This is a genomic window from Spiroplasma endosymbiont of Halictus nicosiae (assembly GCF_978018445.1).
In genome coordinates this window covers 309,648-330,659 of sequence record NZ_OZ389573.1, presented here as the reverse complement: position 1 = coordinate 330,659, position 21,012 = coordinate 309,648, and the positions used below count along the sequence as shown (strand labels likewise).

The window sequence follows — 21,012 nt, the reverse complement described above, 5'->3', positions numbered from 1 at the left end:
GAAGAAGGTATTGATTTAACAATGATTGATTTAGAATCATATTATACTCAATTAGAAGTTGATGCTTTAATAGAAAAAGAAAAAACTAAGATTGAAAATAAAACTATTGTTAAAAATAACAATAATAAAATAAATGTTCCCTTTGATAATGATACTATTTATGAAAAAAATGATGTCTGAAAAGCAAAACAAAGTGGCGGTAGTGATATTAAAATTTATAATAAAACAATTATTAAAAATACTGCTAATGAATTAATGGTTTCAGATTTAAAACAAAATAAAATAACTTTGTTACCTAATAGTAGTGGTCGTGTTAATGCTGATTTTAATGCTGAAAAGGGGGAATTAAGAATTTGAGACCCTAGTTTTTAAGCTGGTAAAAATACTGCTGATTATATGATTATTGATAGTACAGTTGCGGGAATTGAAAGTACTGATGATACATTTGGTACTACTAAATATTTAGATAAATTTTATTTACAGAAAAAAGATTTACCTAAAATATCAAATGATTGAAAAGTTGTTGATACTAGTGATTTTGTTCAAGATTCTAAAGGATATAAAATTAAAAATTTTAATAAGTCAGAATATTATTATAGTTTATGGTGTTATACAATGCTTGAGATAGAACTATATATAATTACGCATATAAACTTTAAAGGTCAATTAGCAAGTGGAATATCATATGGAAATAATCCAAGTCGTTGAATTACCATTCAATTATTTTCCAACGGTGAGTTTAAATTATCATCAATATCAAATAGTGTTGAAATTAAAGGATTGTATATTGAAAGAAAAAAAGTAAGTTAGGAAGGAGATGGTATTATGCCAAAAGTAACTATTAAAGATATGATTATGTTTTTGAAAATCTTTGGAGTTTCATCATTGTTTTTTATTGCCGGAATTATTATTTGTTTTATCGGAGAAAAAACATTGGGTATTTCTTGACCAGCATATGTTATTGTTTCAGCAATGCTTATCAGAGCTGGAATTATAGTTTTAATTATTGAAACAATTAGTTTTATCAAAACTCATAACAAACAACAAAAACAAGATAGTATTGAAGATGTTATTAAAAAAGAAGATACGAAATAAAGAGGTGATATAAATGGGATTGTTATTAGCAAAAAAGAAATTAAAAAAAGAATATGATATTGATAGTTATTATCTTAATTTAGCATCAACGATTACTAATCATAAAAATGTTACTGTTCAAAAACATAAGGAGATTTTAGAAAAAAGAATTTGTGAAGATAATGCTAATTTTTTAAATCCACGAGATTTAGAAATTAGCATTTATAATCCAATTAATAATAAACAGATAGATACTAAATTAATTAATAACTTTTTAAAAATGCAAGACTTTACTAATAAGAATTAATATAAGGAATATAAAATTAATAAGAATGGTAAAGGTGCATATTTTATTTTTGCTAATAATTTAAAACTTAATTTTATTACTATTGATTTTTATAATAACCAATATGACGAATTAGGTAATTTAGTATCTTGTACTTTTGATTATGACCCTTATATTAAAAATGACCAGAGTGTTTTTATTACTGAAAAATTAGAAATTGATTATGTAACTAAACAAGTAAAAGTTATTAGAAAGTTAAAAACACGATTATACAGCACTATTACCGACTTATATATTGATGATGCTAAATGAAATAACTATACAACTTTACAAAGAGAAGAAATATTGCCACTTAATTTTATACCAATTGAAATTATTCCTAATAACCCTAATTTTGAGCCTTCTGCTCGTTATGGTAAACAATTTGCTAGTATTTTAGATATTATTGCTGAAAAGATAATGTTAGATCCATTATTAAATAGTGGTAAATTTACCATTAATACTAATGGTGTTACTGGTGTGGTTGACCAAGAAATTAGTAAAATGTTGGCTTCATTTATTGAAAATGACTTGTTATTAGTTGAAGGAGACTCTTATAATAATTTTCAACCAGTAGACTATATTGCTGGTAATTTTAAAGGTGAACAATTAACCAAAATATATGATTGATTATTAACTAATTACTATAAAATAAATCGCCATCATGTTCCCGCAATCGCCAAGGGAGCCCAACAAACAAAAGCAGAAGTTGCGGGAGTAAATATTCAAACAAACGCATCATACGAACAAATGATATATATTAGAGAAATTAAATTAACTGAATTCATTATTAAGTTAATTAAATATGATAATGCTATTTTAAACAGTAGAACATTTAATATTAAAAATATTGATGATTTAATTATTGATGTTCGCTTACCAGTAAATCCTACTTTAAACAGACAATTAAATAACAATGAAACTATTATAAATATGCCTAATGAAGAAGAAGAACAAGAATAATGTTAAAACCATCTGAAAAAATGTTAGCACAATTAGCAGAAAATGATGAACCAATTGACTATTCAATTTATAGTATTCCATTAGATTTTGCTAGTCAATCGCAGTACAGCGACCCTGATTTAGAACAATTATTTACTGAAGACCGTGCTAGAACCTTATATATTTATAAAATTAATAATCTTGTTAAGACAAAGCAAAAACCAATCTTAAACTACTTTCAAAATAGCGTTAAAATAGGTTTTATTGACAAAGATGAATATATTAAAATAACTGGTTATGAAATTAGTGATTTTAATTTTAAATTACAAATTCAACAAAATACCACAGTCCAAGATAATAGCACAAGTTATGTAATGATTGAAGAAAAAGATATTTTAATTAATGATATTTCAAAAAAAGACAAAGAATTTTTAGAATCCTATGACTTAAAAATAGTATCTATTAATGAACCAATTACCGAAGACAATAAAAATTAATGTTATATTATCGAAGAATATAAAAGACCTTATTCATCTGATGGTGTTGATATTATTAAATCTACTCATTTAGTTAAGGTGACTGATTTTAAATGAAAAAATTAAAATAGTATTCATTTAGTATTACAAAAATCATTACCCGAAGATACAGTATTTACTGGGATTGAGATTAAATACCCTAAATCAATGTTATTTGGAAATATTAAATGTTGAGGTAATATTAATGGTGTTTATTCTTATCCTTCATCAATAGTTGAAAATGCTAATTTAGTACCGTTGCTATCTATGTCTATTGAAACAAAACCTAATTTAAGAGTATTTCAATATTGATTTACCGAAAGTTTTTTACCGTGGTTTATTGCAAAAATATATATTCAACCAGATGATATTTTAAGTTTAATAAAAAATAATGGTTTAGAAAAAGTTTTATTAAATTATTTAACTTATCGTTATAATTATGATTGAAAATTTCAAGGTGCAAAATATGATGAAAAAGGAAATCCCACTAATAAAGCGGCTGAATTACGTCAAAAATTTGAAGGACAAAAACCAGAAGATGTTATTGATGGTTTATTTGAAAATTGAAAATTAGACAATCCAAGTGAATTACATAAAAGATATGTAAAAAGAATTAAACAAGTGATATACATGTTATCAAATTATACATATAGTAAATATGCAATTAATAAAGGCTATAATGATGATGTTAAATTATTTGCCCCTTATTATTTTGAATTAATATCTAATCCAAGAGAGGTAGAAACTGGATATTGAGAGTTTGAACATTGCAAAGTTAAATTAAATTCATCATATTTTAATTTTACTGGTGGTTCTATTCCAACAACACCAATAAATTATTGAGAAGAGGTTTATTCAAATGACAAACCATTTAATGAGAAAGATGATAAATGATATTTTGCTGTGTGGCGTGGTGATAAAAATGCTGATTGGCGTATTATTAAGTTTAAAAATAATGAAATGACTATTAAAATTGATAATTCTAATAATCGGCAATTGCAGAAAACTGATTTAGGTATGGGAAGAGATTTATATATTACAAATGATTCAGGGTTTGTTAAATATGTGACACATTGAACAGATGATAATGGTTCTTACTTTAAATCAGTTTATCGTTGAAATAATGATAGCGAACCAAATACACCGTTTATTTTACCTAAAACAGGACAAATTACAGATTGAAATTTAAAAAATCAAAATAATATTAATAAAAATGATGAAATTAAAGTAACTGTTAAAAACAAAGATATTTCAGAAAATACTATTTATAAATTAGAAGCAAATTACTTTAATTGATTATCCATAACAAGTGAATTAGAAACAAATAATATACCTTCTCTTATTCCTGCTGAAATTAAACTATCTGATGGTGAATATGGCAAATATTTAACTAATTTAATTGTTTCTAATGACAAAATAAAAGATTATTTAAACTATTTTTCTCAATGAAATAAATTACTTTATTCTAAATCAAATTGAGTGAGTATAACTAAAAATTTAGTTGAGGACAGTATTAAAATAACTTTTTTAAAACACGAAAAACTATTTAATTTAAATCAAATCGAAATATCTGGCATATGATGTTATGGGAATTATGATATAAATATTTTTATTGAAAAAATAAATGAAAAAATTACTGAAGGAAAAGATATTAACTTAGAATTAATCAAAAATTGTCCTATCGGAACTAAAGTCAGTGGAAAAGACAGAAATACATATTTACAATTAATCGAAGATAATGAATGATATTTGTATAAAAATGGCATTGAAAATGAAAACTCATATTCAAATATCGCAGTTGTTAATTTTTAAAAAAAATCAAATAGTTTAATATTTTCCTATCCACCCACAAAAGAACAAATTAATATTAATAATTTAAAATTATTTAATAAAAATAATGAAAAATTATCATTAATTACATTAGAAATATAAAAAGTTATTTAGATTTATAAATCTAAATAACTTTTTAATTTATTTTCAACATATATATTTGGTTCGCTATCATTATTTCAACGATAAACTGATTTAAAGTAAGAACCATTATCATCTGTTCAATGTGTCACATATTTAACAAACCCTGAATCATTTGTAATATATAAATCTCTTCCCATACCTAAATCAGTTTTTTGCAATTGCCGATTATTAGAATTATCAATTTTAATAGTCATTTCATTATTTTTAAACTTAATAATACGCCAATCAGCACTTTCATCAACACGCCACACAACAAAATATTATTTATTATCAATTTGATTAAATGGTTTTTCTTGATATGCTATTCATTCTAAAATACCATTTTTTGTTTTTATATTATTTTTTTCTTTTAAATCTGCTAATTCTTTTTTGCTATATTGTGGTTTATTAAAAGCAACTAAATTTGTTGTATTTGTTCTAATTAAAGTATTTGTTTCCAAAAGACTTAATATTTTTTTCATATTTTAATTCTACTATACTATAGCTGCTATTAATTCTGGTTCTGCCATTTCTCAAATTGATAAAAAAATACTAATAGCTTTTTCACAAAATAATTGAAAAACATCTTCATGAATTAATACGATACCGTTTTCTATTTGATTAAATAAAATATTAAAAATTTGTTCCCCGTCATTGAAATTTCTGTAGTTTGATCTGGAATAAATTCAGCTTCACTGTCTTTTCATGGATCTCTAACATAATAAGTATCTTCAAGTATATTTTCTTTATTTGGTTTGATTCCAACAATTAATGCAGCATGATAAGAGCTATCACATCCTTCATCATTATATTCGTCGTCATCAAATAAACCACCAAACATAATAGGAGATTGTCTAGAAAGAGATTCCCATATTAAATGTCTTATCCACATTACTTTTTCTATTTCATTTAATTTATTTCAAAATAATCGAGTTAAATCAATTTTCTTTAAATTAAATCCCAAATTTTCCTGAATTATCGGGTTTGTGTTTAATATTTCAATTACCTTTGATAATGAAGCGCCATCATTTGCATTGTTTGGAAAAAAACTTGCAATTTCTTCTTGTTCTATTTCTTTAAGATCTTTATTATTAATAATATTATTACTAAATATATTTTTTAAAATTGCAATAACACATCATCAATCATGTATTTGAAATTCCATTGGTTTTTTCATGCTAGTTTTTCTTAAATCAATTAACACATCTTCTAATATTGGATATGTTATTTCTTGTCTTTTAACTCTATTTAAATTTTTTAAATTATTTGTTTGTAAATAACTAATTTCATTATTTTCTAATTTAGTTTCTTCTTTTTGATAAGGACTAGCGGCAATTTTTGTTGGTACAGCAGTTCCACTAATTGTTAATACACTTAATAAACTAAGTAATTTTTTCATTTTTTATAATTTCCTATCTTTTATCTTGAAACTTTTTTCAAGATCTATTGACATTATATATATAAGCACTTTTAAATCTATTTTAGAAAGAAAATTATACAAATGATTATTATTGTGATTATATTGTACTAAATCTGGGCTCGCGGTGATTTCCATAAGTTTTGCGAAAAATGCCTTAAAATTTAAAAAATTTTTTGCCGCGCTTTTCAAAATATTTGGGAAAAATTCTAAGCGTTAAGCGAAGAATTTTATAAAGGTTCCCAAATTTGTTTGAAAGAACCTCAAAATCTTTTTTAACTTGTAAGTTATTTTATCACAAAAATTTAAGAAAATCAACCGCTCGCCCAAAACCTCAAAAAACTATATAATTAGCTTTGTATATAAAAGAAAGGATTTTTTAAAATGGATAAAACAAAGCATTATTTTACTTTTAAAGAAAGAGTAATGTTAAAAGATTTATTAGAACTTGATTCTTTAAAAAGAAAAAATGGTAAATCCAATATATCTAAAATAGCAAAAATATTGCATAAAAATCGCAATACAATTAGACAAGAAATAAAAAGGTTAAAAGATAATGAATATGACGCTAAATTAGCACACGAAGATTATTTACAAAAACGACAAAAATGTTTTAAAAAATCATCATTATTGCTAAATATTTTAGAATGACTAGATGAAAAATATAACAAATTTCATGATTTACCAGAACAAATCTGTAAAAAATATGAAAAAGAGTTTGGTATTAAATTTCCGGTATGTTTTAAAACTTTATATAAATATATTCATTTGGGATTTTTAAATTTCAAGAAAGATAATTTATATTTTCATGGTAGAAAATATAAAGCAAAAAAATAATTTATAACCGTGGAAAAATAAGAAATTTTAGAACTATTGAAGAAGCAAAACATGATAAAAATGAATTTGGTTGATTTCAAATGGATACTATGGTTGGTAAAAATAATAGTGTTTGTTTAGTTTTAATCGAAGAATTAACCCAATTTAAAATTATGAACCATTAAAAGAAAAAAACAACAAAAGAAGTTACAAACGCATTAAAACGAATTTTTTCTAACAGATTTTTTAAAGATAGATGCAAAGGAACAATAACAGATCAAGGCAAAGAATTTGCTGATTGAGAAAAAATTGAAAAAATAACAAATGCTAAAGTATATTTTTGTGATGCTGGAACTCCAACTCAAAAACCCAAAGTTGAAAGAGCAATTCGTGATTTTAGACATTGATTTTCCAAAGGAATTGATTTAAGTATTTATTCAAGAAATTATTATCAAGAAGTTGCTAATATAATAAACTCTAAACTTAAAAAATCTTTACATTGACTATCTTCAAAAGAAGTTTTTATACAAATGTTTAATTTTTAATATAATTACCTATAAAAATTTTAATCATTTTATTTTTCAGTGTGCCAAAATTCATAAATTTAAAACAAAAATACTAAATTTTTTTAAAATAAATTATATTGAACATTTATTTTATTGGTGTTATAATAAAATTAAGTAGGGTGCTACACTTCATAGTACAATTTACATCTAAAACACTAGCACTTTCAACTAATGCATCAAACTCATTTTGCCGCATTTTAAAAACAAGGCGATGATACTCATTATATGTTTCTAATTTATAATAATGTCAAAAAGCCATTATCACCTTAGCAAATTCTTCTAACTTTTCGTGAACTTTATCTTTTTCCTTTAATATTTTAACTGGTGATTTTAGTTTTATTCTAGAAAAATTACATTTAAATAATAAATTTTCAATTGTAAAATTAACTGGAATAATGCTTTTTATGTTTCCAAAATAATAATACTTTTCTTCACTTAATATCGCTGCTTTTTTTATATAAAATTTTAAAAAGTTTTCTGGTGTCAATTTATCAGGGTTATACCCCTCTCCCGCTCACATCAAGGTAGAATCCGATTTGCGAAAAGGAAGACGATTAGATCTCTCTGTAAAAGAGTTAGAAACTGATTGAAAGTCAAAGAATAAAAAATTAATATTATTAAACAAAAAATTTGCTTCTTTTAACTTATTTTCAATATTTGTTCTTAATATATTTACCCTTCTAACAGCATCTAAATTTACTTCTACTGGTACAATAAGCCTAAAATTTTGTTCTTTTAAAATATTATTAACAAACATAATAAAATACTCATCAAGTTTTTCTTGCACATTAGTCAAGGCATCTAAATTATTACTAATAGTCACTAGATTATCAATCTTATTCTGGAATGGTTGTATTTCTTTAAACCTAACTTCATAAGGAATATTAACTTCGATTGTAATTCCCAACAGTTCTTGTCAAGTACTTTTTAATAACTTTGCGATGTTACCAAAATTAATATTATACAAAGTAAATGAAATATCATCCTCCATTAAGAGTAATGGCATTGAATTAGGATAATAATTTGAATATTTATTTTGTAAACTTTGATTTAAATTAGCAAACTCTGCTTTAAAACCAGTAAATAACTGCGTTAAAAAACGATATTTATTGATTTCTTCTCTTCTGAGAGTTAATTCATTATCTTTTGTTTTTACTTCTTTAACTAAGTTTGTAAAAAATATTTCTTGGTCCGGATAATTCTTAATATTAACTGTTGATTTTGATTTTCATCATGTTACAAAATATTGGTAGCTTTCTTTTTTAATCTTATTTAAAATGTCAAGATCTTGATTGGCATCTAAGTCATTTTCATCAATATCATGCTTCACTCGTGTTTTACAACTAGCAACCCGCAAACTACTGCCAAGTCCTAAAACGAGAACACTAAAAAGGGTTAATAACTTTTTCATCAAATTGTTTCCTTCCCTTTGTATAATATTTATTATTATACTAAATAAAATAAATAAAAAAAGTCTAGGGTCTCCTTTAACAAGTTAGTTGCTTAAAAAGGATGTTCTAGAAATTATTTGTGTTATTAATAATAATTTTATTTTCTACTATAAAATAAAAACAATATAAAAAGGATATTTCTATCTCCTAAATATTGCCTAATTCTCTTCAACGGAATGATATTTTATTCAACTTCTTAATTTCTTTTTTATTTAGAAGATAAACTACAACTCCACAAAGTAAAACAAGCAAAGCACATCCAATCGTAATCAGTAATAAGATTTGTAACCCTTGTAGATTATATTTTTGATTTATATTATCTCAATTACCAGCTAATTTACCAATTTTTCCTGCTAAATAATTAAATCAAGCATCGGGGCTAAAAGCTAAAAATGATATCACAACTAATATACTAGCATAGCTATTCTTTTCCATTGGTAATTCACCAATTTGAACAAATCGTAATGTTAATAACGCTCACCCAATACAACCAATAAAGATAAATAATCCACACATTATAATATGAAATAAGATTTTAATTCCAGCTTGTTGTTGATTAAATAATGCTTCACCTCACCCTGGAATTAAGGTAAATAAAATACAAGCTAAGATGCCAATTAATAAAATAAATACTAAACCTAAAACATATGATTTTCATTTATCTGATAATTTGCCAACTGGACTAGCAACTAAAAAGCGTAAACCATACGATCTAATTCCGCCAAGGACAGCAACAATCGTTGTATTAATCCCAATCACAGTTAAAACATCTTTCATATAATACGAAAAGACCGATTGAAACATATACATCCCAAAGATAAAAATTCCACATAATCAGACACGCAAGAATTTAAAAGGTCGTAATAAGTTAAAAAAATGCTTACTAAACTTAATTATTTCTTTTTCTTCACCTTTTTTCAGTGTAATAAAGATTAATGCTAAAACTCCCATTAAAATTACCATTCCACAAATAAAATATGCAAAGATTAAAAATGGCGCCGTTTCAGTTACACCGGTTGATTTAGTTGCTTCTGTAACTCCCGTTGCCGCTCCACCAATAACTAACACTCCAAACAAACCAAGAATGCTGCCTTGTAACCCATAGGCTGCTCCTTGTTTTTCTTTTGGCACATTTTGCGAAACTAATTTCCACAATGGATTTCAAAATAAACCCGCAATTGAAATTCCTCATAATAAGTAAATAACATATAATTGTCCTAATCGAATTCTTTTATCCATATCATCAAAAATTGGTAATGTTAAAGTAGTCCGTCATATCCCGACTAACCCTGTTATGAATAAAATGCTACTACAAACATAATCTTTTCATTTAATCTGTCTGCTAAATATCCCCCTGGGATCCGAGTTACCAACGCAGTTAAACCATAAATCGAAATAGCAATATCAAATTTTGTTTGATTTAACTTTAAGTAACTAGCAAAATCAGGGATGATATATCGTAAATATAAAACCCCACTAAAAACAAATAAATCTGCTAATGAAAAGATTGTAATAATTCCAATGCTTTTTTACTTAACCCATGTGTAAAAAAATTAATAAATTTTTGTTTTTTCGTAAAAGCCGCTGTTTCTTTTTTATCCATTATTATTCCTACTTTCTTCCTACATTTTGTAAATTAATTATGGTTAATATAAAAAGAGAACTACTTAACTAGATTTATTTTTAATACTAATTAATTTCTGTTTGTTTTTTGTAATAATTTAAAAATTTCAAATATTATTTCAATTCTTTTTAAAATAAATTTACTATAAAGTGCAAAACTAAAATTGTAATAAAATTACACATTGGTTAGGTTTATTTTGCAAACAAACCTAAAATACTTATTACAACTAAAATATTTTTAATAAATTAAAAAATGTAAAACTATTTTTTTCATATAGATACTGCAAAATTTGCAAAATATTTTTGCCGTTCATTTATTTCTTTTTCTGTCCAATTATTATAATTTAATATTTTTTTAGTTATTTCAATAGATGACTGTTTATAAATTTCTTTTTTCTGTTCAAAAGGAAAATTACTACATTTTTTATTAAATTCACTACCTAAAAAAGACAAGTTACCTAAACGTCATAAATATTCATCATGAAAATCTATTGTTACATCTTTTCATAAACTATAATCTACTGGCAAAATATGTTCTATATTAACAATAGCATTATCATCAATAATTTTCATTTCTGGCGCAACTAAAGAAATGCTACTATCAATCATTTTTAAAATATACCTAATTGCTGATTTGTTTTTAATTTCAAAAGTTGAAAATGCTTGTTTAAAATCATAATCGGATACAATTCATTTATTAATTTCTTGAATTATATCATCAATTTTTATTAATTTTTCTTGAGAAATCTTAAATGCAATTTTAGAAAATTCAAGTTCATAAATATTTGTTACTTTTTGAGCTACTACAAAATTTCGTACTACAAGAACTTCTAGTACAGATAATATTTTTAATATTTCTTTATCCTCAAAATTCTGCTTTGTTAAAGCTAATAAAATAGGATAAAAAGTTTTTGCTGACAAATCTTTTAATATTATTAATTTTTTATTAATATCATTTTAAAAATATGATTCCTCTCTCGGATTAACTAAATTACTATATACTTCAGCTAAAAAAGATAGATCTTTCACTAACTCAAAACATTTTTTGGAGAAGTAATATTTTTACGCATTATTTTATAAAGATCTTTTTCACGTAAAAAAATATTTTGAGAATTTCAATAATGTCGTATATAAGTTGTTGGATCAATTTTTCCTAGTTTACTAAGCATTATCTTTTATTCTTCCTTAATATAATCTATTTTTGAATCAGAAATTCTAAATAAATTTTTTTTTAATAAGTCAGCTGTTTCTAAATCTTTCCCACGAGCATTTAAAGTTTCAAAAATAATAAAAACTTCATTAATATCATCAGTTTTTACAGCTAATATGTTAAATTGTTCAATAAAAACTTTGTATATTTTATTAAGATAATTATATTTAGAAGTTTCTGACATAGTATCATTTAATTTTTCATTTAACTTTTTTATAAAAAAATCACTAGCAAATATAATTCTTTTTTGTGAATTTGACAATTTTTCCTTTGGAATTATTGGATTTTTGACTTGTATTACATCTTTAAAAAAATTCTATCACTTTCACCTAAATATAATGTTTGTTCTTCGCGTGTTTCAGTAATTCTACCTATATATTTACTTGTAATATCATTGGCAGTCTCTTTTGAATCTTCTAAATTAATACTTTCAAAAAATTTCCTAAAAACTGATAGTAAAATAATAGTTGTTGTCATACGTTGCTGTCCATCAATAATAAAACTCTTTTTTTTCATTAATACTATTATGAACAACTATTTGCCCAAAAAATGGGACTCCATTTCTCCATTAATCATTTCTTCTAAATCTATTCATAAATCAGTAAGTTCTTCTTTATCTCATAAATATTCTCTTTGATAATCAGGTATTCAGTAAGTATCATCAAAAATAAAAGAACCTATTTTCTTAATTTTAGAACTCTTGATTGACATATTTTTCACCTATTTTTAAATTTTCCTTTATTTTTAAATTTCCCGTTTAATATAATATGAATTAAAATAAATAGCATTTCATATTTTCCACATGACATAGTTTTTGTATAATAATTATAACATTCTAAAATATAATGTTAATAGATATTTAAAAAGTTTATGGAAAGGTGTTATTTTATAACACCTTTCCATTAACCTAAATAATAATATATTTGTTATCCATTAATGATTCCACATTTCATGATAATTCTTGTGAGTAATTCGTGGTAAAATCATTTCTCTTCGGCCAATAAAAGGATAATCAAAATAAAGAATTGCTTTCCAAAATATTGGCATAATAATAACAAATCAAATAAGAGTAAAGACTGGGACTCAGAAGAAATTAGTTCCTTTGGCCACTGGAATAATTCCTCTGTAAATAAAATCAATTAAACCATTAACAAATGATACTCAAATATGCACATCAAACATCGACATAAATAAACCATTAAAACCAGCAAGTGGAGTATAAACACAAAAATATAACATTGGTGAAACAAAGAAAGTAAATAAATTAATAATAACATTATTCCCTGTTAAAATAGTAACCACCACAATTGCTGTCATTAAAATTGCTGTTGGCATACGGTTTTCTTTTTTACTAGTTAAAATAATGGTCGTACTAATTGCTAACGAACCACCAAAGACAAATGCATAATTTGGTGGTAATTTTAGTTGTAATAAATGACCAAAATTACTAGATAAAAACCAATTATAAGTTTGCGCAGAATAACCATTTGCTTGTGGTAATCGGTCAATTGGTAGTAAGTTAAGTCAATCTAAAATTGTTAAATGACGTTCTTCAAATGTTGGTTGGTTAATAAAATCCCACACTTTTTGAATTGTGGCATTATTCCAAGTATCATCAAAAATATTGTGTATTCAACCATAATGCATGGCAATATTTTTGAATAAATTTTCAAACTCTCTTTGACTTAATAATTCAACATTTGGGTTAATAAATAAATTAGTAACAAGATCTTTAAAACCAAATGGAATTAATAATGTATTTAATAGTTCATAAACAAAAGCAGCTCCTAAAAAATGGTTTGCATTTTGTTGTCACATTCATTGATAAATATGGTTTAAAACAATTGCAATTACAATTCATAGTAATAAGAAAAACAACGCTAAGAACATACTTGCTAAAACAACAAGTAAGGTAACAAATGGAAAACCATTTAATAAACCAAATGGTTTTGCCAAGCGTAAATCAATACACTTAATGTAAATGTATGATGAAATAATTCCTACTGTTATTCCCCCTAAAATTGATGTATTTAAAGCAACAAGGCCAAAACTTGAGCCTAAAAACATTGCTAAATTTTCACCTTGGTAAAAGAAGAGAATACTTGTTACATAAAGTTTTCCTTCTGGGGTTATTTTATATTGAATTAATGCATATTGCATCACAATGAAAACTAAAAAGCCAGTAACAGCAATTGCTACAGCTTTTACATTGTTGGTAATACTAATCACTGTTACTAAACAAAAGATAATTGATAAATTGTTAAAGACTGCTTTTCCAATCTTAATACAAACATCACCAATCGTTAGGGCAACAAGATTACTAGTATATTCTTGTAAAATCAAGCCAATTCCATAAATTAAAACAATTAATAATAATGGAATAATTATTAAAGTAATAATTTTAATAAAATATTCATAAATATTTCTAATTTTAATTTTATTACTATTGTTACGATAGCCTTTTCCGTTTTTTCTAATTTGATACAACCTATCAATTTTCAAAATTATTGTCCTTTCTTTACAAACAAATTAATTTTTTATTCACTGTAAAACTTGATTTTGTCAGTTTCTGAACTAAAAAATGGATAAGATCTAACATATTGTTGTGAAATATTGATATTATATACAACACCAAAATTAATAATCTTCTTGTCTTCTTTTACTTGACCAAGAACTGATAAACGAATAAAATCAGTAATATATTTTGATTCAATTGTGTCAATTATAAATTGACCATTTCGTTCTTGTAATTTAAAATCAGCAGTGTTAAAAGTAATATTTGACAAATCTCTTATTTTTTGGTCTCCTTTTAAATTAGTTTTCATACTTAATGTAGTAAATTTAAATTTTGGATATTTTTGAACAAATTCTGCTCAAGTCTTAGCATAGTTTCCATATTCAAAAACTAAAGCTTTTTGTTTATTGACAAAACCAGAGGCAAGTTTTTGTGCAGGAAAAGTATCTGTTCCTGTCATACTTGCAATACTATATTCTACTGCCTCTTGTGCAAATTTATGCGTTTGAACTGTTGAAGTTCCTTTATTAATATTTGGCATACCTGCAACTGAAGTCGTTGTCGCTGCAATCATTCCTAAAGTAAATCTTTTCATATTTAAAAACTCCTTTTTGTATATATTAAATTGATATTGTTGATAATTGATACATAGTTAATACATGGTTGATATAAAAATAGGAAATCCTTTGAGATAATGATAACACATTTTTCTTTTAAAAAAGAAAAAAATATTATAAATTTAACATAAAAAAAGACTTAAAAAGTCCTCCTAAATATTACTTTAATGCTGCAAGAGCAACATTTAAAGCTTCATGTAATTGTGTCACTGATTTTTCAAATTTAACTTGCTTTTCTTTTGTTAATTTTTACTCAATAATTTCTTCAATCCCATTAACACCAATAACTGCTGGTACACCAATGTAAGTTCTCGCAACATTATATTCACCTTCACATTTTGCACCAATTAAAAAGGTTGATCTTTCATCATTTAAAATTGCTTTTGCAATTGATGATAAACATACACCAATTCCATAAAAAGTTGCTTTTTTCAAATCAATGATTGTATAAGCCATTTTCATCATTTGTTGGTGCATATCTTCTAAATCTTTTTCTGTTAATTTTCCTTCTGCCACAAAACCAGCAATTGATTTTTGCATAATTGAAGCTTTTGATCAAACAGAAACTGATGAATCACCATGTTCACCCAAAACATAAGCATTAACACTAGCTGGAGCAATGTTTAATTTATTACCAACTAATCTTCTTAAACGTGCTGAATCTAAAGTTGTTACTGAAGAAATAACTTTATTTTTTGCATAACCAGTTACTTTTTGATAAACTGATGCCAGAACATCCACCGGATTTGAAGCAATTAGCGTAACACCCTTAAAACCTGAGGCTTTAATTTTTAAAGCAATATCTTGCATAATTCTTGCATTATCAGCAACCATATCTAATCGTGTTTCACCATCTCATTGTGGTCTTCCTGCTGTAATGACAATTAAATCAGCATCTTTACAATCACTATAATCACCAGCTTTAATTGTACTAAAACGATTTTCTAAAACAGCAGTTGCATCTGATAAATCAATAGCATTCCCTTCTGTTGCTTGTATTTATCTATTAAAATAAAATTCCTAAGAAAAAGATAAATTTATCTTTTTTAATTAATTTAATTATAACATAAAAGTAATAATTTACAATACAAAAAATAATAATTCGCAAATTATTTAATAAATTTATTTTAAATTATTGATTTTTACTTTAAATTTTAGACAAAACATTGTGCTTGGTGAGCAACATTTTTATTTATTAAAAATTGCTGATTATACTTATCTTCATTTTTAAAATAATAATTATATTCTTTTTCATTTTTTTGTTTAATTTATTAAGATAAAACTCAATTAAATTAACATCATTTTCTTTTTCCATTTTCAATGCAATCATATTTTAAAAAACTTTTTCACTATATGATTTAGCACCATATCCTTTTAATCATTTGACATTATGCGAAATTTGTGGTTCAGTACAAGACCCCATATATCAATCTTCTTTATAAACTTTAATACCCTCAGAATTATTTTTGATATATTTAATGAAACCATTGATTTTATCTTTTTTATCTTTTAAAAATGGATATTCTTTAATATTTTTTCTTGTAATTAATTTTTTTAAATATTTTATTGCTTCATCCGGATCGCCATTTTTAAATAATTTATTCATATCTCAATAAATTTGTTTTCTTTTTTTTCATTATCGGTTAAATTTTTAGTAAGTTTTCTTCTTCAATAAGGAAATATTGTTTTTAATTCTTTCATTAAATGAAATTGATCTAAAATAAAAATTGCACCAATTTCATTCGCAAATTTTTGGATTCATTTTGCTCCTTCACCTGCTAGCGTTAACTTACAATTTTCAATATTAAAATTTTGATTTAAAAAATGTAAAAATTCTTTTTTATATTTTTAAATAAGATAGTATTTATTTTTTACTGATTTCATAACAATAAAAATTTTTTATCTTTTAGAACATTTTTATTTTTAGTGCTTTTTATTTCATCATACCCAGTATGAAAATATGCTGTTCTAAACATATTTTTTTCTATTTTTCTATATTTTGTTAAATTACTAAATGAATCATCAACCCCAGCATACAAATATGGTGTTTGGACAATTATTTTTTTATTTTTTGTTTTTAATTGTTCTTTAAATAATTTAGCAAAATCAATTTCCTTACTAATGTTTGTAATTGTCATCTTTGATATATTTAATTTTGGGTACATATCCATAATATCTCTTTGTCTTTTAGTACTATCCATTAATTTTAAAATTGCTATTTTAATAAAAATACTAATTCTACTTCGTTTTTTTCTTCCGACTTTCTTATAAAATAAGAAAACAAATTGATATTTATTAGTATCTTTATTTTAAAAAACGAAATAATGTTCTAAAAAAGGTAATATGACCATACTCTGTTTTTTCTGTAAAAGGTCTTTTACCCTACATAATATAGCCATTTTGGCCATTACAATTTTTTCTCGTAATTCTTGATCAATTTTTTCTCATTCTTCTAATATTAATCTTTTTCCTGTTTCATTAACATCAATATTTACTTTTTCTCTAAAATTAATAGTATTGAAAATATTTAAGATATACTTATATTCCTTTTAAATTATCATTGCATGATAGTAAAATTTTATACTGCTTAAAATAATTTGTCAGCAGTTTTATTACATTATTTTTATCGATAGAAAGAGAGAAATTAATTAACCTTCTTATTCTTTTTCTTTTCTTTTAATTTCACTAGTTATTTGTTAGATAACTTTATTAACTTTTTCTCATTTAGGTAGAGTTTCCCTTAGGTGTGGTTTAGTTAATCACTTACGACTACTCTTATGCCCCATGTAGTACTAATTTAATTAGTTGATTAACCTTACAGATATCCTCCCACTTCGTTTATTTTTAAGTGTTCCAGTTTGACCACTTTGTGAAATCTTACTATTTATAAAAAATAATTATTCCTTTTCAGAATAATTATTGGTTTCTTGTCTTTTGATTAATTCTATTTCAAGGTTTTTGTTTTTTGTAAAAGTAAATTTATCATTGTTTTATTTTGAATAGATTTGTAATTTGTATTTTCATACTCTCTTAATTGCATTTTTAAATTATTAATTGTAGAATAAACGATAAAATAGGACAAAAAAAAATCGATCCTTATTGGGTTGATTTTTTTATTTAAAAATTAACTCTAAAAAATAATTTGAAAGTGAGGTAATAATAATTAAACAACAAAAAATATGTGATGTTAATGATTGTTATAAAACAATATCATTCATTACCGAAGAATTTTTATCAAATAAAGTTTTATGAACTTGTAAAAAACATAAAGATTTATTAAATTGGACAAAAAATAAAAAACAAAAGCGGTTTTATCAAAAAATAGAAAATTCAAAAATTATCTTTGATTGAAAAACTGGGTTCTTAAAACTTAAATTTTAACAATAACTTAATTTAATGCAGCGTGGGACGGTTATTTTAAATAACTAAGTGTTTTTATTCCACATGGCGGTCTAGCCCAGCGGTAATGTAAGTCCGGAAATAATAGACGCTTTGTTTTAAAAGCGATAGTCGTGATAAGTGCAGGGTCAACATCAAACGACAATAAAAATAAAGATGAACACTTTATAAATAAATTTGCGTATAGCATTATGCTCTTCAAGGTGCAAGTAAATTTATTTTAAAAAATAAACGTTTTGACCTGAAATCGTGCGGATCAAGAGGTGTATATACACGGCGTAACAAATTTACAAACAACTACAAAATGTAGAACATTGTAGTACTTTGTAGTTAATTTTAAATGTTAATACCGCCACCGCTCACCCCCAGTGAAGCGGATGGCGTAGTAAATAAATAGATAAATAATTATATAACTAATTCTCGCTTGGCACTTTCACTTGGGAGTGAGTGCCAGCGAGTTAAAAATAGGAAGTTTATATGAAAAAGTTAAATAAAACTTGTCTTAAACAAAGATATTGAGGTTATTGTTCAAAATGCGATCAAAAAAATAAATTACAAGAATTAATGCTTTAAAGTTATCCAGTATCATTTGAAGATATGACTGATGAGCATTGAGCATTAGGAAAACAAAATTAGGAGAAACTAACCTATGAAATGTCAAAGAATTAATTGTAATAATCAAAATGCTTATTTTGGAAATAATTATATTGAAAAAATTGGTGATAAATTAGAGTGAAATTTAGGTTAGGCGTCCTGTACGATGAACCGGCAAAAAACAATTCTTGTGAGATTATTTTTTTATTTTTATATTAAAAAACATAAATTTATTTGCATTATTCATCGGATAGTATCTTTAAATTTAGAATTTTTATCATAAAACAGATATTATTCTATTTTCCCTACACAAAATAAACGATATTTTTATAAATTTCCTTTTAAATAAAGATATTATCCGATGAATAATGCAGCCCCTAAAACTTAATATTTTTTGATGCTTAAAGATGGATAACTCATCTATGGCACGAAGCCTTAAAGAAAGTGTGAAAGCGAATGGATTTATTCTCCTATTTATTTCTTTAATTCTCGGCAAGATTAATCACTTGCGAAATGTCAGAGCGCGTGTTTTTTGCTTGTTTTCATAAAAAGAGTGATTTTAAACCGAAAAAAACAATATCGGACACTAAAAAAACAAGAGGGTTGGAACTCCAAAAGGTTATTTTCTTTATATAAAGTTGTGTAGGGATGGATGAAGCGTAATTAATAACTGGGTAAACTGTTTTTTTATTTCTGTATGGGGGTAAACTCTATCAAAATATCCTATCCGCCCCTGCTCACTCCCCAAAGTGAAGCGGGCGGCGAAGTAATTAAATATTAAAATAAATTACAAGAATTAATGATATGTGCTTATCCAGTAACTGCAAATAATATTAATGATGAAATTTGAGCAACAAATAAAAAGAATTGAGGAGTATAGATAAATGACAGAATATAAAAGTTTGTATATTAATAAAACTTGAAATGAAATAACAACATCTTTTGATTGAGTTAATTGTGAACCTATTAATTGTCGTATTTCACATCATAAAAAGCATTATGATTTTCAATGTTTAGAATGAGCAAAAATGTACTTAATTTTATTTGAAAACAAGTGAGATATTATTGCTTCTTATTATGCAACATTACAAAATAAACGATATTTTAGATTTAGCATCAGATGGATCAAAAATATTACAAATTGACAAAAAAATAAACCAGATAAATTAAAATATATTATTGCAATTGACCCTGCTGGAATTGGTCAAACTGGTATTATTATTTATAATGTTTTACAAAATAAAATAATTAATAATATTACTTTTAATTTTAAAAATGAAGAAGAAGCAATAAATAATATGTATTTAATATTAAATGAGTTTAAAAATAAAATTTGTTCTTATTTAAATAAAGTTATTGTAATAATTGAAGATTATCAACTTCATAAGGGTTTAAAAATAAAAAATCCATTATCTACTCCTAAATTTATTGGTGGTTTAAAAGTTTTATGCAAATATCTATTTAATTTAAAATATATTTTTCAATCACCAGTCATTAAGAAAAATTATATTTATAAAGGAAATATTAAAATGTCAGAGCACGAACACGATGCTTGAAAACATTTACAGTATTTTTTAGCAAAAGGAGTTGATAAAAATGACACAAACAAAAAGTAATTTACCTAAAAAATCAATAACTAATAAACCTAAAATAAAAAATAAAAAAGTTAATAAGTTAGAATTAACTGTTAGATTACATGAAAATCCTATTAAAACAAAAATTAAGGCTCTTGTTGCTGGTGGTATTGAAGTTGATGCTTGTTCGGCTAAATGTCAGTGAGAAGGATTAAATTACTCAACATTATTAATATATAACCCATCTGTTTTAACTGAGTTTTTGAAATTAAAAAAAGATTATGAGATAAAAATTAAAGGCTCAGTATTTAATCAGTTAAATATAAAAACTAAACGCTATTTTTTGTCTTTTAGAGTAGATAGTTTTGAAATTATACAAAAAGCGATTAGAAAAAGAACAAATACAAATATTAAAAAATAG

At 24.6% G+C, this 21,012-nt stretch carries 24 protein-coding genes and 1 pseudogene; 10 read left to right on the top strand and 15 right to left on the bottom strand.

Going from position 1 to position 21,012, the window contains the following annotated elements:
• Positions 1–21: 21 nt before the first annotated feature.
• From ACZ91P_RS02365 to ACZ91P_RS02335, 7 genes are all read left to right on the top strand, one after another.
• The gene (locus ACZ91P_RS02365; protein ID WP_465157841.1) at positions 22–372 is read left to right on the top strand and encodes a hypothetical protein; all 351 of its coding nucleotides are present in this window, start codon (positions 22–24) and stop codon (positions 370–372) included.
• 24 nt (positions 373–396) lie between these two features.
• The gene (locus ACZ91P_RS02360) at positions 397–810 is read left to right on the top strand and encodes a hypothetical protein (protein ID WP_465157840.1); all 414 of its coding nucleotides are present in this window, start codon (positions 397–399) and stop codon (positions 808–810) included.
• A 15-nt stretch (positions 811–825) separates the two neighbouring features.
• Positions 826–1,095: a hypothetical protein gene (locus ACZ91P_RS02355; RefSeq protein ID WP_465157839.1), complete on the top strand. Its 270-nt coding sequence runs from the start codon at positions 826–828 to the stop codon at positions 1,093–1,095.
• A 13-nt stretch (positions 1,096–1,108) separates the two neighbouring features.
• Positions 1,109–1,381, top strand: a complete 273-nt coding sequence (locus ACZ91P_RS02350; protein ID WP_465157838.1) for a hypothetical protein — start codon at positions 1,109–1,111, stop codon at positions 1,379–1,381.
• A 324-nt stretch (positions 1,382–1,705) separates the two neighbouring features.
• A complete protein-coding gene (locus ACZ91P_RS02345) occupies positions 1,706–2,362 on the top strand; it encodes a hypothetical protein (protein WP_465157837.1) in 657 nt (218 codons plus the stop codon).
• A complete protein-coding gene (locus tag ACZ91P_RS02340) occupies positions 2,362–2,838 on the top strand; it encodes a hypothetical protein (protein WP_465157836.1) in 477 nt (158 codons plus the stop codon). Before ACZ91P_RS02345 ends, ACZ91P_RS02340 begins: the two co-directional genes overlap by 1 nt.
• A gap of 186 nt (positions 2,839–3,024) precedes the next feature.
• The gene (locus ACZ91P_RS02335; protein ID WP_465157835.1) at positions 3,025–4,668 is read left to right on the top strand and encodes a hypothetical protein; all 1,644 of its coding nucleotides are present in this window, start codon (positions 3,025–3,027) and stop codon (positions 4,666–4,668) included.
• Between the two features lie 134 nt (positions 4,669–4,802).
• On the opposite strand, the gene ACZ91P_RS02330 is transcribed toward ACZ91P_RS02335, so the two are convergent.
• The 3 genes from ACZ91P_RS02330 to ACZ91P_RS02320 all read right to left on the bottom strand — a co-directional run bounded on the left by ACZ91P_RS02330 (position 4,803) and on the right by ACZ91P_RS02320 (position 6,208).
• Complete coding sequence (locus ACZ91P_RS02330) at positions 4,803–5,081, bottom strand: hypothetical protein (RefSeq protein WP_465156383.1); 279 nt, start codon at positions 5,079–5,081, stop codon at positions 4,803–4,805.
• Positions 5,082–5,090: 9 nt separating this feature from the next.
• Positions 5,091–5,291 (bottom strand): hypothetical protein, encoded by a 201-nt coding sequence (locus ACZ91P_RS02325; protein ID WP_465156417.1) that lies wholly within the window; start codon positions 5,289–5,291, stop codon positions 5,091–5,093.
• Positions 5,292–5,422: 131 nt separating this feature from the next.
• Positions 5,423–6,208: a hypothetical protein gene (locus tag ACZ91P_RS02320; protein WP_465156415.1), complete on the bottom strand. Its 786-nt coding sequence runs from the start codon at positions 6,206–6,208 to the stop codon at positions 5,423–5,425.
• Positions 6,209–6,610: 402 nt separating this feature from the next.
• On the opposite strand from ACZ91P_RS02320, the pseudogene ACZ91P_RS02315 reads away from it, so the two are divergent.
• Positions 6,611–7,587, top strand: a pseudogene (locus ACZ91P_RS02315) (IS30 family transposase).
• Positions 7,588–7,693: 106 nt separating this feature from the next.
• On the opposite strand, the gene ACZ91P_RS02310 reads toward ACZ91P_RS02315, so the two are convergent.
• From ACZ91P_RS02310 to ACZ91P_RS02255, 12 genes are all read right to left on the bottom strand, one after another.
• Positions 7,694–9,019 (bottom strand): hypothetical protein, encoded by a 1,326-nt coding sequence (locus ACZ91P_RS02310; protein WP_465157834.1) that lies wholly within the window; start codon positions 9,017–9,019, stop codon positions 7,694–7,696.
• 187 nt (positions 9,020–9,206) lie between these two features.
• A complete protein-coding gene (locus tag ACZ91P_RS02305; protein ID WP_465157833.1) occupies positions 9,207–10,298 on the bottom strand; it encodes an MFS transporter in 1,092 nt (363 codons plus the stop codon).
• 645 nt (positions 10,299–10,943) lie between these two features.
• Positions 10,944–11,603 carry an HNH endonuclease family protein gene (locus ACZ91P_RS02300; protein WP_465157832.1) on the bottom strand — a complete coding sequence of 220 codons (660 nt, stop codon included), beginning with the start codon at positions 11,601–11,603 and terminating at the stop codon, positions 10,944–10,946.
• 107 nt (positions 11,604–11,710) lie between these two features.
• Positions 11,711–11,851, bottom strand: a complete 141-nt coding sequence (locus ACZ91P_RS02295; RefSeq protein WP_465157830.1) for a hypothetical protein — start codon at positions 11,849–11,851, stop codon at positions 11,711–11,713.
• Between the two features lie 6 nt (positions 11,852–11,857).
• Entirely contained in the window at positions 11,858–12,154 is a 297-nt protein-coding gene (locus ACZ91P_RS02290; protein ID WP_465157828.1) for a GmrSD restriction endonuclease domain-containing protein, read from the bottom strand.
• Positions 12,155–12,189: 35 nt separating this feature from the next.
• The gene (locus ACZ91P_RS02285) at positions 12,190–12,408 is read right to left on the bottom strand and encodes a hypothetical protein (protein ID WP_465157827.1); all 219 of its coding nucleotides are present in this window, start codon (positions 12,406–12,408) and stop codon (positions 12,190–12,192) included.
• Between the two features lie 18 nt (positions 12,409–12,426).
• Positions 12,427–12,603: a GmrSD restriction endonuclease domain-containing protein gene (locus ACZ91P_RS02280; RefSeq protein WP_465157826.1), complete on the bottom strand. Its 177-nt coding sequence runs from the start codon at positions 12,601–12,603 to the stop codon at positions 12,427–12,429.
• 222 nt (positions 12,604–12,825) lie between these two features.
• Positions 12,826–14,394 carry a PTS transporter subunit EIIC gene (locus ACZ91P_RS02275; RefSeq protein WP_465157824.1) on the bottom strand — a complete coding sequence of 523 codons (1,569 nt, stop codon included), beginning with the start codon at positions 14,392–14,394 and terminating at the stop codon, positions 12,826–12,828.
• Between the two features lie 35 nt (positions 14,395–14,429).
• On the bottom strand, positions 14,430–15,002 hold the full coding sequence (locus tag ACZ91P_RS02270; protein WP_465157823.1) for a hypothetical protein: 573 nt from the start codon (positions 15,000–15,002) through the stop codon (positions 14,430–14,432).
• 271 nt (positions 15,003–15,273) lie between these two features.
• Positions 15,274–16,023 (bottom strand): L-lactate dehydrogenase, encoded by a 750-nt coding sequence (locus ACZ91P_RS02265; RefSeq protein ID WP_465158941.1) that lies wholly within the window; start codon positions 16,021–16,023, stop codon positions 15,274–15,276.
• Positions 16,024–16,357: 334 nt separating this feature from the next.
• Entirely contained in the window at positions 16,358–16,630 is a 273-nt protein-coding gene (locus tag ACZ91P_RS02260) for a hypothetical protein (protein WP_465157822.1), read from the bottom strand.
• A 265-nt stretch (positions 16,631–16,895) separates the two neighbouring features.
• Positions 16,896–17,225, bottom strand: coding sequence for a hypothetical protein (locus ACZ91P_RS02255; RefSeq protein ID WP_465157821.1), 330 nt, complete (start codon positions 17,223–17,225; stop codon positions 16,896–16,898).
• A 2,676-nt stretch (positions 17,226–19,901) separates the two neighbouring features.
• On the opposite strand from ACZ91P_RS02255, the gene ACZ91P_RS02250 reads away from it, so the two are divergent.
• Both ACZ91P_RS02250 and ACZ91P_RS02245 read left to right on the top strand, forming a co-directional pair.
• Positions 19,902–20,633 (top strand): hypothetical protein, encoded by a 732-nt coding sequence (locus ACZ91P_RS02250; protein ID WP_465157820.1) that lies wholly within the window; start codon positions 19,902–19,904, stop codon positions 20,631–20,633.
• A complete protein-coding gene (locus tag ACZ91P_RS02245; protein WP_465157819.1) occupies positions 20,614–21,012 on the top strand; it encodes a hypothetical protein in 399 nt (132 codons plus the stop codon). Before ACZ91P_RS02250 ends, ACZ91P_RS02245 begins: the two co-directional genes overlap by 20 nt.